At 69.1% G+C, this 14299-nt stretch carries 14 protein-coding genes and 4 tRNA genes; 14 read left to right on the forward strand and 4 right to left on the reverse strand.

Annotated features, from left to right (window positions below; all coding sequences use genetic code 11):
* Positions 1-16 precede the first annotated feature (16 nt).
* A complete protein-coding gene (mnmA, locus tag ACQGNW_RS01545; protein WP_426661298.1) occupies positions 17-1144 on the reverse strand; it encodes a tRNA 2-thiouridine(34) synthase MnmA in 1128 nt (375 codons plus the stop codon).
* Positions 1141-1629 carry an NUDIX hydrolase gene (locus ACQGNW_RS01550; protein ID WP_426661299.1) on the reverse strand — a complete coding sequence of 163 codons (489 nt, stop codon included), beginning with the start codon at positions 1627-1629 and terminating at the stop codon, positions 1141-1143. The genes mnmA and ACQGNW_RS01550 overlap by 4 nt, the downstream gene beginning before the upstream one ends.
* Positions 1630-1745: 116 nt before the next feature.
* Here ACQGNW_RS01550 and clpS point away from each other — a divergent pair, with 116 nt between their 5' ends.
* Complete coding sequence (gene clpS / locus ACQGNW_RS01555; protein ID WP_426661300.1) at positions 1746-2072, forward strand: ATP-dependent Clp protease adapter ClpS; 327 nt, start codon at positions 1746-1748, stop codon at positions 2070-2072.
* 63 nt (positions 2073-2135) lie between these two features.
* Positions 2136-4409, forward strand: a complete 2274-nt coding sequence (gene clpA, locus ACQGNW_RS01560; RefSeq protein WP_426661301.1) for an ATP-dependent Clp protease ATP-binding subunit ClpA — start codon at positions 2136-2138, stop codon at positions 4407-4409.
* A 78-nt stretch (positions 4410-4487) separates the two neighbouring features.
* Here the strand turns inward: clpA and infA are convergent, their stop codons facing one another.
* Both infA and ACQGNW_RS01570 read right to left on the reverse strand, forming a co-directional pair.
* The gene (gene infA / locus ACQGNW_RS01565) at positions 4488-4706 is read right to left on the reverse strand and encodes a translation initiation factor IF-1 (protein WP_077485337.1); all 219 of its coding nucleotides are present in this window, start codon (positions 4704-4706) and stop codon (positions 4488-4490) included.
* Positions 4707-4797: 91 nt separating this feature from the next.
* Complete coding sequence (locus ACQGNW_RS01570) at positions 4798-5073, reverse strand: polyhydroxyalkanoic acid system family protein (protein ID WP_426661302.1); 276 nt, start codon at positions 5071-5073, stop codon at positions 4798-4800.
* A 124-nt stretch (positions 5074-5197) separates the two neighbouring features.
* Here ACQGNW_RS01570 and ACQGNW_RS01575 point away from each other — a divergent pair, with 124 nt between their 5' ends.
* The 12 genes from ACQGNW_RS01575 to ACQGNW_RS01630 all read left to right on the forward strand — a co-directional run bounded on the left by ACQGNW_RS01575 (position 5198) and on the right by ACQGNW_RS01630 (position 14262).
* On the forward strand, positions 5198-5965 hold the full coding sequence (locus tag ACQGNW_RS01575; RefSeq protein WP_426661303.1) for an FHA domain-containing protein: 768 nt from the start codon (positions 5198-5200) through the stop codon (positions 5963-5965).
* 172 nt (positions 5966-6137) lie between these two features.
* Positions 6138-7223, forward strand: coding sequence for a 3-phosphoserine/phosphohydroxythreonine transaminase (gene serC, locus ACQGNW_RS01580; RefSeq protein WP_426661304.1), 1086 nt, complete (start codon positions 6138-6140; stop codon positions 7221-7223).
* 58 nt (positions 7224-7281) lie between these two features.
* On the forward strand, positions 7282-8370 hold the full coding sequence (gene pheA, locus ACQGNW_RS01585) for a prephenate dehydratase (RefSeq protein ID WP_426661305.1): 1089 nt from the start codon (positions 7282-7284) through the stop codon (positions 8368-8370).
* Positions 8367-9677, forward strand: a complete 1311-nt coding sequence (aroA, locus tag ACQGNW_RS01590; protein ID WP_426661306.1) for a 3-phosphoshikimate 1-carboxyvinyltransferase — start codon at positions 8367-8369, stop codon at positions 9675-9677. The genes pheA and aroA overlap by 4 nt, the downstream gene beginning before the upstream one ends.
* Positions 9678-9742: 65 nt before the next feature.
* The gene (gene kdsB / locus ACQGNW_RS01595; RefSeq protein WP_426661307.1) at positions 9743-10516 is read left to right on the forward strand and encodes a 3-deoxy-manno-octulosonate cytidylyltransferase; all 774 of its coding nucleotides are present in this window, start codon (positions 9743-9745) and stop codon (positions 10514-10516) included.
* Positions 10517-10518: 2 nt separating this feature from the next.
* Entirely contained in the window at positions 10519-10989 is a 471-nt protein-coding gene (locus ACQGNW_RS01600) for a low molecular weight protein-tyrosine-phosphatase (RefSeq protein WP_426661308.1), read from the forward strand.
* A gap of 10 nt (positions 10990-10999) precedes the next feature.
* Positions 11000-12826, forward strand: a complete 1827-nt coding sequence (uvrC, locus tag ACQGNW_RS01605) for an excinuclease ABC subunit UvrC (protein WP_426661309.1) — start codon at positions 11000-11002, stop codon at positions 12824-12826.
* An 85-nt stretch (positions 12827-12911) separates the two neighbouring features.
* Positions 12912-13520: a CDP-diacylglycerol--glycerol-3-phosphate 3-phosphatidyltransferase gene (gene pgsA / locus ACQGNW_RS01610; protein WP_426661310.1), complete on the forward strand. Its 609-nt coding sequence runs from the start codon at positions 12912-12914 to the stop codon at positions 13518-13520.
* 59 nt (positions 13521-13579) lie between these two features.
* Positions 13580-13655, forward strand: a tRNA-Gly gene (locus ACQGNW_RS01615).
* A gap of 138 nt (positions 13656-13793) precedes the next feature.
* A tRNA-Gly gene (locus tag ACQGNW_RS01620) sits at positions 13794-13869 on the forward strand.
* 83 nt (positions 13870-13952) lie between these two features.
* Positions 13953-14026, forward strand: a tRNA-Cys gene (locus ACQGNW_RS01625).
* Between the two features lie 149 nt (positions 14027-14175).
* Positions 14176-14262, forward strand: a tRNA-Leu gene (locus ACQGNW_RS01630).
* Positions 14263-14299 lie beyond the last annotated feature (37 nt).

Below are 14299 nucleotides of genomic sequence, written 5' to 3' on the forward strand. Positions count from 1 at the left end.
AAGGTATCAAGCACAGTCAACTCTCGCTCCGGATGGGGGAAGGCCGGGCAGGGGCAAGGCCGCCGAAGGGGGCGTCGGTGGCGGCGATCACGGCGCCGCCGAGGCAGGTTTCGCCGTCGTACAAGACCACCGACTGGCCGGGGGTCACGGCCCGTTGCGGGGTGTCGAAGCGTACTTCCAGGCCGGCGTCCAGCAAGCGCACCTCGCAGGCCTGGTCGGCCTGGCGGTAGCGGGTCCTGGCGGTGCAGCGGAACCGGTCGGCGGGAGCGCGGCCGGCGACCCACTGCGGCGTCTCGCTGTGCAGCAAGCGCGAATCCAGCCAGCGGTTGGCGTTGCCCTGGGCCACGTAAAGCAGGTTGGCCGCCACGTCCTTGCCCACTACGTACCACGGCTCGCCGCTGGCGTCCTGGCGCCCGCCTATCCCGAGGCCACTGCGCTGGCCCAGCGTGTAATACATCGCGCCCTGGTGTTCGCCCACGAGCCTGCCCTCGGGCGTGCGCATCTCGCCGGGCCGGGCCGGGATGTACTGCGCCAGGAAACTGCGGAAATCGCGTTCGCCGATGAAGCAGATGCCGGTGGAATCCTTCTTCGCATGCGTGGGCAGTCGCGCTTCCCGCGCCAGTTCGCGCACCCGCGATTTCTCGATCTCGCCGATCGGGAACAGCGTGGCGGCGAGCTGGGCCTGGCCCAGCGCATGCAGGAAGTAGGTCTGGTCCTTGGCCGCATCCACTGCGCGCAGCAGGCGGTATTCGCCGTCGCGGCAGTCGATGCGGGCGTAGTGGCCGGTGGCGATCTTTTCCGCGCCCAGCGCGCGCGCTTCGTCGAGGAAGGTCTTGAACTTGATCTCGCGGTTGCACAGCACGTCGGGGTTCGGCGTGCGGCCGGCGCGGTATTCGGCGAGGAAGTGCGCGAACACGCCGTCCCAGTACGCGGCGGCGAAGTTGCGCGCGTGGAACGGAATGCCCAGGCGGCCGCACACGGCCACAGCATCCTTGCGGTCGGCATCGGCGGTGCAGGGGCCGCTGCGCTCGTCCTCTTCCCAGTTCTGCATGAACAGGCCCTCGACCTCGTAGCCGGCCCGCTGCAGCAGCAGCGCCGCGACCGAGGAGTCGACGCCGCCGGAAACGCCCAGCATCACCTTCATGGCGTCGTGCCGTCCGGCCAGCCGTGCAGCGTGTCCAGCGGCAGCCTGGCGCCAGCCAGCCATGCATCGATGCTCGCCAGCACCAGCGGGCTGCGCAGGCGTCCGCCCAGCGCGGCGATTTCGGCGCGATCCAGCCACAGGGCGCGGCGGATGCCGGCATCCAGCGGCCGCGCCGGATCGTGGCTGAGGGGACGTGCCGCGAAACTGAAGCGGATCACGCCTTCGCCGTGCTCGGTGCTGCGCCACTGGTGCACGCCGATCAGGTGGGTGGGCTGCACCGTCCAGCCGGTCTCCTCCAGCGTCTCGCGCACGGCCGCATCGACGAGGCGCTCGCGATCCTCCAGGTGGCCGGCGGGCTGGTTGTACGCGAGCCGGCCGCGCACTTCCTCCTCCACCATGAGGTAGCGCGCGCCGTCGCTCACCACGCAGGCCACGGTGACGTGGGGGCGCCAGATTGCATCGGTGGTGGCAACGGCAGACGGCATCGGGAACGGCGGACTGGAAAAGCGGTCATTGTGCCATTACCTGAGCATCCGATCGCCGTGGGGCGCGCAGCCGGCACGGCGTATAATCGCAACCGTCGAAGGAACACCCGTCATCCATGGCCCACGAACCCGAAAACGAGCAGGACAGCGGCCACGGCCTGGCGCTGCAGACCGCGAAGCCGGAGGTGGCGCGGCCGCCCTTGTTCCAGGTGGTGCTGCTCAACGACGACTTCACGCCGATGGATTTCGTGGTGGAGGTGCTGCGCGGCTTCTTCGGTCTGGACCAGGAGCGCGCGGTGCAGGTGATGCTGCATGTGCATACCCGCGGGAAGGGCGTGTGCGGGGTGTTCACCCGCGAGGTGGCCGAGACCAAGGTCACCCAGGTGAACGAGTATTCACGCTCCCACCAGCACCCGTTGTTGTGCACTATGGAAAAGCTCTGAGCGCCCCCACTATGTAGCCATCGCGGCACAGCCGCCCACGCCATTGCAACGGAGACGGTCCGGATGTTCAGCAAGGATCTCGAAGTCACCATCGGCCAGTGCTACAAGCAGGCCCGCGAGCAGCGCCACGAGTTCATGACCGTGGAGCACCTGCTGCTTGCGCTCACCGGCAACCAGTCCGCGTTGGGCGCGCTGCGCGCCTGTGGCGTGGATCTGCCGCGGCTCACCCATGAGCTGGAAAAGGTCATCGCCGAGACCGTGCCGGTACTGCCGCACGGCGACGAGCGCGATACCCAGCCCACGCTGGGCTTCCAGCGCGTGTTGCAGCGCGCGGTCTACCACGTGCAGTCCTCGGGGCGGAAGGAGGTCACCGGCGCCAACGTGCTGGTGGCGATCTTCGGCGAGAAGGATTCCCATGCCGTGTACTTCCTGCACCAGCAGGAGATCACCCGGCTGGACGTGGTCAACTACATCTCGCACGGCATCGCCAAGGTGGGCGACGAAGCCTCCACCGGCACGCCCGGCGGCGGCGAGCGCGAGGGCGAGGAGGGTGGCGAGGCGAAGGGCAACCCGCTCTCCGAGTACGCCAGCAACCTCAACGAACTGGCGCTGGAAGGCAGGATCGACCCGCTGATCGGCCGCGCCGACGAGATCGAGCGCACCATCCAGGTGCTGTGCCGCCGGCGCAAGAACAACCCGCTCTACGTCGGCGACGCCGGCGTGGGCAAGACCGCGCTGGCCGAGGGCCTGGCCAAGCGCATCGTGGACGGCGAAGTGCCCGAGGTGCTGGAGAACGCCACCATCTGGTCGCTGGACCTCGGTGCGCTGGTGGCCGGCACCAAGTACCGCGGCGACTTCGAGAAGCGCCTCAAGGGCGTGATCGCCCAGCTGAAGAAGCAGCCGGGTGCGATCCTGTTCATCGACGAGATCCACACCATCATCGGCGCCGGCTCCGCCTCGGGCGGCACCATGGACGCCAGCAACCTGATCAAGCCGCTGCTGGCCTCGGGCGAGCTGCGCTGCATCGGCTCGACCACGTTCCAGGAATACCGCGGCGTGTTCGAGAAGGACCGCGCGCTGGCGCGGCGCTTCCAGAAGATCGACGTGGTCGAGCCTTCCGTGGCCGACAGCATCGAGATCCTCAAGGGCCTGCGCTCGCGCTTCGAGGAGCACCACAACGTCATCTACACCAACGAATCGCTGAAGGCGGCGGTGGACCTGGCGGTGAAGCACATTCCCGACCGCCTGCTGCCGGACAAGGCGATCGACGTGATCGACGAGGCGGGTGCCCGTCAACGGCTGCTGCCCGAAGACCAGCGCAGCGGCAAGGTGGACGTGGCCGAGGTGGAGTACATCGTGGCCAAGATGGCGCGCATCCCCGCCAAGCAGGTCTCCGCCTCCGACCGCGACGTGCTGAGGAACCTGGAGCGCAACCTGAAGATGGTGGTGTTCGGCCAGGACGCCGCGATCGAGGCGCTGGCCGCGTCGATCAAGATGGCGCGTTCGGGCCTGGCCGACCCCGCCAAGCCGATCGGCTGCTTCCTGCTCGCCGGCCCCACCGGCGTGGGCAAGACCGAGGTCACGCGCCAGCTCGCGCTGCAACTCGGCATCGAGATGATCCGCTTCGACATGTCCGAGTACATGGAGGCGCACTCGGTGTCGCGCCTGGTCGGCGCGCCCCCGGGCTACGTGGGCTTCGACCAGGGCGGCCTGCTCACGGAGGCGGTGACCAAGCACCCGCACGCCGTGCTGCTGCTCGACGAGATCGAGAAGGCCCACCCGGACGTCTACAACATCCTGCTGCAGGTGATGGACCGCGGCGTGCTCACCGACACCAACGGGCGCGAGGCGAACTTCAAGAACGTGATCCTGGTGATGACCACCAACGCCGGCGCGGCGCAGGCTTCGCGGCGCAGCATCGGCTTCGTGGCGCAGAACCACCGCACCGACGCGATGGAGGTGATCCGTCGCAGCTTCACGCCGGAGTTCCGCAACCGGCTGGACGCCATCATCCAGTTCAACGCGCTGGACTTCGAGCATATCCTGCGCGTGGTGGACAAGTTCCTGATCGAACTGGAAGCGCAGCTCGCCGAGAAGCACGTGAGCCTGGACGTGGACGCCGAGGCGCGCCGCTGGCTGGCCGAGCACGGCTTCGACGCGCAGATGGGCGCCCGCCCGATGGCGCGGGTGATCCAGGAGAAGGTGAAGCGCGCGCTGGCCGACGAGCTCCTGTTCGGCAAGCTGGCGGAAGGCGGCAAGGTGATGCTGGGCGTCAAGGACGGCGAGCTGTCGGTGAACTGCGACGCCGCCGAGAAGCTCCCCGCCGTGGTGGAATGACCACGGCGGCGTGCCGGCCGCAGACAACACAAAAGGCCGCGCGATGCGCGGCCTTTTCGTGCCGGTGCGGCGTCCGCCTTATTTCATGCGGTAGGTGATCCGCCCCTTGCTCAGGTCGTACGGGGTCATCTCGATCTTGACCTTGTCGCCCGTGAGGATGCGGATGTAGTGCTTGCGCATGCGCCCGGAGATGTGGGCGATGACTACGTGCCCGTTCTCCAGCTGCACGCGGAACATGGTGTTGGGCAGGGTTTCCAGCACCGTGCCTTCCATTTCGATGACGTCGTCTTTGGCCATGTGTTCCGGGTCGGAGAGCGGCCGTGGTGGCCGCACAAGCCGGCGATTATGCCACGGCCGGGCGTCCGGGCAAAGAATCGCCGAAAACCGCTCAGGCGAAATGCTCGTCCAGCTTGCGGCGGATCTCCTGTTCGATCATGCCTTTGAGCGGCGACAGCAGCAGGCCCAGATCGGCGCGCACGCGGATCGCGTCGGCGCCCACGGCGATCTGGCCGTTCACGCCGGGGCGGGAGAAGTACAGCGTGTCGCCCTGCCAGCGCCCCTCGAGGTCGAACTTCTCGTGCATGCGTGCGGCCACCTTTTCGACCACGGCGCGGGCTTCCGGCAGCGGCAGGCGATGCGGGCGGTGGATGTCGATGCTGGGCATGCGGGGCTCCGTCGGGGGTGGGCATGATAAGTCTTTGCGCGCGGCGATTCGATGCCGCGCGAAAGGCGAACGGGTCCGTGGGAGCCGCATGCTAGAGTGCGGCGGTCAATGGACTGGTAAGGCGATGCGCATCGAGTTTCTCCATTCCGCCCGCGAAGATTTCCTTTGGGCAAAACCGCAACTGCGGATAGGCAGCGCGGCGGACAACGATCTGGTGCTGTCGGCGAAGCAGGCCGCGCCGCGGCACCTTCGCATCGAGCAGGACCGGCGTGGCTGGGTGCTGCAGGTACTGCCCACGGCCACGCGCGTGTACGTGAACGCGCGGCCGGTGCGCGAATGTGCCCTGCTGCGACCGGGCGACATGCTGAGCGTGGGCGACTGCCGCATGCTGCTGCGCGACGACGTGTCGCCGGAACAGCGCGAAGCCATGACGGCACCGGCGCAGGCGCGTTGCACCGCGGCCCTGCGCGCACTGTCCGGTGCCCTGTCCGGGCGGGTCCTGCCGATCGGGAGCAGCCTGGAACTGGGGCCCTACGGCCGCTTCCCGCTGGAACTGCCGCAGGGCGAGACGGCGAGCCTGAAGCTGGCATGGGAGGACGGCGGCCTGATGCTCGAGGCGGCGCAGGCGTCGATGGCCTATCCGCTGCGGGTGAACGGCGCGCCGGTGCAGCGCGTGGCGCTGAGGCCTGGCGACCAGCTCAGCCTGGGGCCGCACCGCTTCGTGCTCGACGCGCCCGGGATGGAGGCGGAGCCTGCGATCGCGCCGCCCGAGCCCTCCACCCCGGTCCTGCCCGAGGATGTCGCCGGCCCGCGCGGCGAAGTGTGGTGGCTGATCCTCACGGCCGCGTTGCTGGCGCTGGGCATCGCGCTGGTGTTGTGGATACGTTTCTGAGTCCGGCGGCCATCCTTGGTCGCACTATCCGAAGCCTTGCGATCATCCATGATCGCAGGAGTCAAACGGGCGGTCATCCCTGGCCGCACGACGCGATAAGGAGCGATCCCATTGACGGCTCGATGCTGCGGCGCGGCATAATGCAGCGGACGCAGCCACGGGAACAGCTTCGGTGAGCCAGGTGTGGAATTTCAGTGCGGGTCCGGCGGCGCTGCCGCGCGAAGTCCTCGAGCGCGCGCAGCGCGAGCTCCTGGACTGGAACGGCAGCGGCATGTCGGTGATGGAGCAGTCGCATCGCGGCAAGCGCTTCATCGCCATGGCCGCCCGGGCCGAGGCCGATCTGCGCGAACTGGCTGCGATCCCCGACGACTACGCCGTGCTGTTCCTGCAGGGCGGCGCCACCCAGCACTTCGCGCAGATCCCGATGAACCTGGCCGGCGAGGGCGACAGCGCCGACTACATCGTCAACGGCCACTGGGGTGCCAAGGCGGCCAGCGAGGCCGCACCCTACGTCAGGGTCAACGTGGCCGCCGACAGCAAGGCCGACGATTACCGCAGCCTGCCGCCGCGCGGGGCATGGAAGCTCGACCCGCGCGCCGCCTACGTGCACTACACGCCCAACGAGACCATCCACGGCGTGCAGCACCATGTCGTCCCCGACGTGGGCGGGGTGCCGCTGGTGGCGGACATGTCCTCCGACATCCTTTCGGCGCCGCTGGACGTGCGCCGCTACGGCCTGATCTACGCCGGCGCGCAGAAGAACATCGGTCCCTCCGGCCTGGTGCTGATGATCGTGCGCCGCGACCTGCTGATGCGCGCCGGGCGGCCGATGGCGCGGATCTTCCGCTACGCCGAGCACGCGGCGAACGACTCCATGCTCAACACGCCGAACACCTGGGGCTGGTACCTCGCCGGACTCACCTTCCAGTGGCTGAAGGCGCAGGGTGGCCTCGCCGCGATGGCCGAGCGCAACCGCGCCAAGGCCGAACGGCTGTACGCCGCCATCGACGGCTCCGGCGGCTACTACCGCAATGCGGTGGACCCGGTCGCACGCTCGCGCATGAACGTGCCGTTCACCCTGCACGACAGCGCGCTGGACGCAGCCTTCCTCGCCGAGTCCGAGGCGGCCGGCCTGGTCGCGCTGAAGGGCCACAAGGCGTTGGGCGGCATGCGTGCCTCGCTCTACAACGCGGTGCCGCCGGAGGCGGTGGATGCGCTGGTCGCGTTCATGCGCGATTTCGCGACGCGACACGGCTGAACGTTTCGGGCATCATCGGTGAGCGGCATTTGGCCTTCTATCCATCTAGAACTCCGATATGACTGAAAGCAAGATCTCGCTGGCCGACGTGCGCGAGCGCATCGACAGCATCGACCGGCAGATCCAGGAGCTGATCTCCGAGCGTGCGAACTGGGCGCAGGAGGTGGCCCGGGTGAAGGGCGAAGGTCTGTCCGCGATCGACTACTACCGCCCCGAGCGCGAGGCGCACGTGCTGCGCATGGTGGTGGACCGCAACAAGGGGCCGCTGTCCGACGCCGAGATGGTGCGGCTGTTCCGCGAGATCATGTCCTCCTGCCTGGCGCAGGAAGACCCGTTGAAGATCGGCTACCTAGGTCCCGAAGGCACGTTCAGCGAGCAGGCGGTGCGCAAGCACTTCGGCCATGCCGCCTACGGTTTGCCGCTGGGCAGCATCGAGGAAGTATTCCAGGAAGTCGCCGCCGGCCACGCCGACTTCGGCGTGGTGCCGGTGGAGAACTCCGGCCAGGGCATGATCCAGGTGACGCTGGACATGTTCCTCACCTCCGACGCGCGCATCTGCGGCGAAGTCGAATTGCGCGTACACCAGTGCCTGCATTCGATGGCGGGGCGGCTGGAGGACATCAAGCGCGTCTATGCCCACGCGCAGTCGCTGCAGCAGTGCAAGACCTGGCTGCGCATGAACCTGCCGAACGTGGAATGTGAGGCGGTGGGGAGCAATGCCGAGGCGGCGCGGCTGGCGCGCCATGCCGACGACGTCGGCGCGATAGCCGGCGAGACCGCCGGCAAGGTCTACGGCCTGAAGACGCTGGCCAGCGGCATCGAGGACCGCGCCGACAACACCACCCGCTTCCTGGTGATCGGCCGCAGCCTGTTCCCGCCCTCGGGCAACGACCGCACCTCGCTGCTGATCACGGTGAACGACCAGCCGGGCGCGCTGTACCACGTACTGAGCCCGTTTGCGGCGCACGGCGTGAGCCTCAACCGCATCGAGTCGCGACCCGCGCACAGCGGCAAGTGGCAGTATGCGTTCTTCATCGACGTCTCCGGCCACATCCAGGACGAGACACTGCAGGCGGCGGTGAAGGAGATCGAACAGTCGGTGGCGCAGCTGCGCGTGCTCGGCTCCTACCCGGTGGCGCTGCCGTGAGCGGGCGGCTGGACTGGCGCAGCGGCCCGGCCGGCCCGCTGCGGGGCAGCGTGGGCGTGCCGGGCGACAAATCCGTCTCGCACCGCGCGCTGATGTTCGCCGCGCTGGCCGACGGCAGGTCGCGCATCCGCGGTTTCCTCGAAGGCGAGGACACCCGCGCCACCGCCGTCGTGCTGCAGCAGCTCGGCGTGCGCATCGAGACGCCTGCCGACGGCGAGCGCGTGGTGCACGGCGTGGGCCTGCATGGCCTGCGCGCAAGTGCGCAGCCGCTGGACTGCGGCAATGCCGGCACCGGCATGCGCCTGCTGGCTGGCCTGCTGGCGGGGCAGGTGTTCGACAGCACCCTGATCGGCGACGCCTCGCTGTCGAAGCGGCCGATGCGCCGCGTCACCGATCCGCTGGCCGCGATGGGCGCGCGCATCGACACGCAGGATGGTCTGCCGCCGCTGGTGGTTCGCGGCGGCCAGCGCCTGCACGGCATCCGCTACGAACTGCCGGTGGCCAGCGCGCAGGTGAAGTCCGCGCTGCTGCTGGCGGGCCTGTATGCGGAAGGCGAGACCGAGGTGATCGAGCCGCATCCCACGCGCGACTACACCGAGCGCATGCTGGCCGCCTTCGGCTGGCCGATCGCGTTCGAGCCCGGCCGCGCGAAGCTTTCCGGCGGACACGCGCTGCGCGCCACCGACGTGGACGTGCCGGCGGATTTTTCTTCCGCGGCGTTCTTCCTGGTCGCCGCGGGCATCGTGCCCGGCTCCGAGCTGCGCCTGCCGGCGGTGGGACTCAACCCGCGCCGCACTGGCCTGCTCGAAGCGCTGCGCCTGATGGGCGCGGACATCCGCATCGAGAACGAGAAGAACAGCGGCGGCGAGCCGGTGGGCGACCTGGTGGTGCGCCACGCGCCGCTGCATGGCGTCGAGCTGCCCGAGGCGCTGGTGCCCGACATGATCGACGAGTTCCCCGCGCTGTTCGTCGCCGCGGCCGCGGCCAAGGGCCGCACCGTCATTCGCGGCGCCGCCGAATTGCGCGTCAAGGAATCCGACCGTCTCGCCACCATGGCCACGGGCCTGCGCACGCTGGGCATCACGGTGGACGAGACACCGGACGGCGCGACCATCCACGGCGGCACGCTCGCCGGCGGCACGGTGGAAAGCCTCACCGACCATCGCATTGCGATGAGCTTCGCGGTGGCCGGGCTGGCGGCGCAGGCGCCGGTGCGCATCAACGACTGCCGCCACGTGGCCACCTCGTTCCCCGGCTTCATGGCACTGGCCAACGGCTGCGGCTTCGCGCTGGACGTCGTCGGCTGAGTGCCGCGCATCGCGCCCGCGCAGGCGCGATGCGCTAGGCTTGGCGGCCTTGCCGCGAGGTTGCCATGTCCGCCGTCCCGCCATTCATCGTCGCCATTCCCGCCCGCTACGCCTCCACCCGCCTGCCGGCCAAACCGTTGCGCGCCATCGCCGGCGTGCCGATGGTGGTGCGCGTGGCGCAGCGCGCCTTGCAGGCGGGTGCGACGGACGTGGTGGTGGCGACGGACGATGCGCGCATTGCCGAGGCGCTGGCCGGGCAGGGCGTGCAGGTCTGCATGACGCGCGCCGACCACGCCTCCGGTAGCGACCGCCTTGCCGAATGCGCCGCGCTGTGCGGCTGGGACGACGACGCCATCGTGGTGAACCTGCAGGGCGACGAGCCGTTCGCGCCGGCTGCCGGCATCCGCGAGGTGGCGCGCGCACTGAGCGGGGACGATGCGCCGATGGCGACACTGGCCACCCCGATCTCCGACGCGCACGAGCTGTTCGACCCCAACGTGGTGAAGCTGGTGCGCGGCGCGAACGGCCGCGCGCTGTATTTCAGCCGCGCGCCGCTGCCGTGGGCGCGCGATGCGTTCGCCGCGAACCGTGATGCGCTGCCGCCGGATGTACCGTTCCTGCGCCACATTGGCATCTACGCGTATCGCGCGGGTTTCCTCGCGCAGTACGCGCGGCTGGCGCGCACGCCGCTGGAACAGGCCGAGTCGCTGGAGCAGCTGCGCGTGCTGGAACACGGCCACGCGATCGCGGTGCGGCTGACTCCCGAGCCGTTCCCGCCCGGCATCGACACCGAGGCCGATCTCGCACGCGCCGAGCAGTGGCTGCGCGCGCAGGCGTGAGCATGCGGCGCATCCTGTTCGTCTGCCTCGGCAACATCTGCCGTTCGCCGCTGGTCGAGGCCGTGGCCCGCGCGAGCCTGGCCGAAGCGGGGCTGGCCGTGGCCGTGGCTTCCTGCGGCACCGGCGACTGGCATGCGGGCGAGGGTGCCGATCCGCGCATGCTCGCGGCGGCGCATGCGGCGGGCCACGACCTGTCGCGGCATCGTGCCCGCCAGCTGCGCGAGCGCGATTTCGTCGAGCACGACCTGCTGCTGGCGATGGACCGCGCGAACCTGCGCGACTTGCGGCAGCGCGCGCCGGCACCGGAGCTGGCCGCGAAGGCGGCGCTGTTTCTGGAATGGAGCGGCGCGGCGCCGCCGGTCGAGTTCCCCGATCCCTGGCATGGCGATGAGGCCGGTTTCGCCGCGGCGGTGGCGCTGGCCGAGCGCAGCGTCGCCGCCCTGGTCGAACGGTTGCGCCACGCCAGCCGCTAGAATTGTCCGCATGGCATCCGATTCGCCGCAGGCCTTCGACGGCAAGGCCTTCGTCCGCACCCTGACCACCTCGCCCGGCGTCTACCGCTATTTCGACGCGCAGGGCGAGCTTCTGTACGTGGGCAAGGCCGGCAATCTCAGGAAGCGCGTCGGCAGCTATTTCCTCAAGCCGCGCCTGGAGCCGCGCATCGCCGCGATGATCGCGCAGATCGCCCGCTGCGAGATCACCGTCACGCGCACCGAGGGCGAGGCATTGCTGCTGGAATCGCAGCTGATCAAGTCGCTGAAGCCGCGCTACAACATCATGCTGCGCGACGACAAGAGCTACCCGTACATCTACCTGTCGAGCGGCGAGGATTATCCGAGGCTGGCCTTCCATCGCGGCGCGAAGAACCTGCCGGGACGCTACTTCGGGCCGTATCCCAGCACTTTCGCGGTGCGCGAGAGCCTGGGCCTGATGCAGAAGCTGTTCAAGGTGCGCCAGTGCGAGGACAGCTATTTCCGCAACCGCTCGCGGCCCTGCCTGCTGTACCAGATCGGCCGTTGCAGCGCGCCGTGCGTGGGACTGATCTCGAAGGAGGACTATGCCCGCGACGTGCGCCACGCCGAGATGTTCCTGGAGGGGCGCAGCAGTGCGGTGATCGACGAACTGGCCGCGGCGATGGAACAGGCCAGCGCGAAGCTGGACTTCGAGCGCGCCGCCAGGTTGCGCGATCAGGTGGCGGCGCTGCGCCAGCTGCAGGCGCAGCACCACGTGCAGGGCGCCAGCGCCGACATGGACGTGATCGCCTGCCGCATCGAGTCGGGCCTGGCCTGCGTCAGCGTGCTGTTCTTCCGCGACGGCATCAGCCTCGGCACGCGCGACTTCTTCCCGCGCCTGCCGCTGGATGCCGAGCCCGCCGACGTGCTGGCCCAGTTCGTGGCGCAGTACTACCTGGATCGCCCGGTGCCGCGCGAGCTGATCCTCGGCGAGGAACTGCCCGAACGGACCATGCTGGCCGAGATGCTGGCGCAACAGAGCGGGCATGCGGTGGAACTGAAGAGCAGCGTGCGCGGCGAACGCGCCCGTTTCCTGCAGATGGCCGAGCGCAACGCGCAAGCCTCGCTGACCCAACGCCTCGCCAGCCGGCAGACCCTTGGCACGCGTTTCGAGGACCTGCGGAAACTGCTGCAGTTGCCCGAGCCGCCGCGGCGCATCGAGTGTTTCGACATCAGCCACACCCGCGGCGAGCTCACGGTGGCCTCCTGCGTGGTGTTCGGGCCGGAGGGGCCGGAGAAGTCGCACTACCGCCGCTTCAACATCGCCGGCATCACGCCAGGCGACGACTACGCCGCGATGCACCAGGCACTGACCCGGCGCTTCCGCAAGGTGGCCGACGGCGAGGGCGCGAAGCCCGACGTGCTGTTGATCGACGGCGGCGGCGGACAGGTGGCACAGGCGCTGGAGGTGCTGAAGGAGCTCGGCGTTGCCGGCATCCACGTGGTCGGCGTGGCCAAGGGGCCGGCACGGCGGGCGGGCGAGGAGACGCTGATCCTGGTCGACCAGGGGCGCGAGATCCACCCCGGTCCCGCTTCGCCGGCGCTGCACCTGGTCGCGGCGGTGCGCGACGAATCGCACCGCTTCGCGATCAGCGGCCACCGCAAGCGGCGCGAGAAGGCGCGCGAGCGCAGCGTGCTGGAGGACGTGCCCGGGGTGGGCGCGCGCCGGCGCAGCGCGCTGCTGAAAACCTTCGGCGGCCTGGCCGGGGTGGAGGCCGCCGGCGTGGAAGAGCTGATGCGCGTGAAGGGCATCGACCGCGGCCTGGCCGAACGCATCTACGCCGCGCTGCACGGTTGAAGACGCGTCGACCGGGCGGCAAGCGCCTTTCGCTGCGCCGTGACGCGGCGGCATGCGACACTGTGGCAAACCGACGGACTCCCGCATGCGCATCAACCTACCCACCTGGCTGACCCTGTTCCGCGTGGCCTTGCTGCCGGTGATGGTGCTGGCGTTCTACCTACCGTTTCCCGGCCACAACATCACCGCTGCGATCGTGTTCCTGCTGGCGGCGTTCACCGACTGGCTGGACGGCTTCCTGGCGCGGCGGATGAACCTCACTTCGGCGTTCGGCGCCTTCCTCGATCCGGTGGCCGACAAGCTGATGGTGGCGGTCACCCTGTTCCTGCTGGTGGAGTCGCACCCGGAGGGCTGGTCCAGCATCGTGATGGCGGTGACCGCAGCGGTGATCGTGGGACGCGAGATCAGCATTTCGGCGCTGCGCGAATGGATGGCCGAAGTCGGCATGCGCGCCACGGTCAAGGTGGCGTTCATCGGCAAGCTGAAGACGGTGATGCAGATCGTGGCGCTGGTGGTGCTGATCGTGCAGCACGAGAAGGAGGCCACCGCGTTGCGGCTGTACCACATCGGCGAGGCGCTGCTGGTGATCGCCGGCGTGCTCACCATCTGGTCGGGCCTGTACTACCTGCACGCGGCCTGGCCCACCCTGCGCGGCGACGCGCCGCGGCAGCCGGGCACGCACGGCGGCGCCTGAAGAGCCCGGCGAGGAAGTCTTGACGCGGCGCGTTCGCGTATTAGAATGCGCGCTCCCAAGCGGGAATAGCTCAGTTGGTAGAGCACGACCTTGCCAAGGTCGGGGTCGCGAGTTCGAGTCTCGTTTCCCGCTCCAGATTCGCGCACGAAGCCCCGGTCCGCCGGGGCTTCGGCGTTTCCGGGAGGCGCATGCGCAGCCCGGGTTCGGTACGGAGAGGCGCGCGCCGAGGGCTTCACATCCGCCGCTGTTCTGCTATCATTTGCGGCTCCTCAAGCGGGAATAGCTCAGTTGGTAGAGCACGACCTTGCCAAGGTCGGGGTCGCGAGTTCGAGTCTCGTTTCCCGCTCCAGTTTTCCTGCAGAACCTCGCTAAGCCGGGGTTTTGTTTTATCAAGCCGGCGGCGATGCCTCGCGATCGCAACGGCTGGACAATGGCCTGGTGGCAGAGTGGTCATGCAGCGGACTGCAAATCCGCGTACGCCGGTTCGATTCCGACCTAGGCCTCCATTGTTCGCTGGCCGCCGAGCCAGTCGCGAAACCCGCCACACGGCGGGTTTTTCGTGTGCGAAGTCCGGGAGTCGCGCGCGTGCCCGCGACGGCCGTGCCGGGGGCGCATGCTACGATCCCGCGGCCTGCACGCAGGCATTCCACTCGCCGCCCGGATGGCGAAACTGGTAGACGCAAGGGACTTAAAATCCCTCACCCTCGCGGGTATGCGGGTTCGATCCCCGCTCCGGGCACCAAGGATCCGCCCATTGCGATCCAGGACACGCTGGCCAG

This window comes from Rhodanobacter aciditrophus, assembly GCF_050026795.1.
In the GTDB taxonomy this organism is placed as follows: Bacteria; Pseudomonadota; Gammaproteobacteria; order Xanthomonadales; family Rhodanobacteraceae; genus Rhodanobacter_A.

What these genes read in the sequence shown, in the direction of transcription:
- mnmA (WP_426661298.1), bottom strand. Translation starts at nt 1,144, where the DNA reads ATGAAGGTGATGCTGGGCGTTTCCGGCGGCGTCGACTCCTCGGTCGCG.
- ACQGNW_RS01550 (WP_426661299.1), bottom strand. Translation starts at nt 1,629, where the DNA reads ATGCCGTCTGCCGTTGCCACCACCGATGCAATCTGGCGCCCCCACGTC.
- clpS (WP_426661300.1), top strand. Translation starts at nt 1,746, where the DNA reads ATGGCCCACGAACCCGAAAACGAGCAGGACAGCGGCCACGGCCTGGCG.
- clpA (WP_426661301.1), top strand. Translation starts at nt 2,136, where the DNA reads ATGTTCAGCAAGGATCTCGAAGTCACCATCGGCCAGTGCTACAAGCAG.
- infA (WP_077485337.1), bottom strand. Translation starts at nt 4,706, where the DNA reads ATGGCCAAAGACGACGTCATCGAAATGGAAGGCACGGTGCTGGAAACC.
- ACQGNW_RS01570 (WP_426661302.1), bottom strand. Translation starts at nt 5,073, where the DNA reads ATGCCCAGCATCGACATCCACCGCCCGCATCGCCTGCCGCTGCCGGAA.
- ACQGNW_RS01575 (WP_426661303.1), top strand. Translation starts at nt 5,198, where the DNA reads ATGCGCATCGAGTTTCTCCATTCCGCCCGCGAAGATTTCCTTTGGGCA.
- pheA (WP_426661305.1), top strand. Translation starts at nt 7,282, where the DNA reads ATGACTGAAAGCAAGATCTCGCTGGCCGACGTGCGCGAGCGCATCGAC.
- kdsB (WP_426661307.1), top strand. Translation starts at nt 9,743, where the DNA reads ATGTCCGCCGTCCCGCCATTCATCGTCGCCATTCCCGCCCGCTACGCC.
- ACQGNW_RS01600 (WP_426661308.1), top strand. Translation starts at nt 10,519, where the DNA reads ATGCGGCGCATCCTGTTCGTCTGCCTCGGCAACATCTGCCGTTCGCCG.
- uvrC (WP_426661309.1), top strand. Translation starts at nt 11,000, where the DNA reads ATGGCATCCGATTCGCCGCAGGCCTTCGACGGCAAGGCCTTCGTCCGC.
- pgsA (WP_426661310.1), top strand. Translation starts at nt 12,912, where the DNA reads ATGCGCATCAACCTACCCACCTGGCTGACCCTGTTCCGCGTGGCCTTG.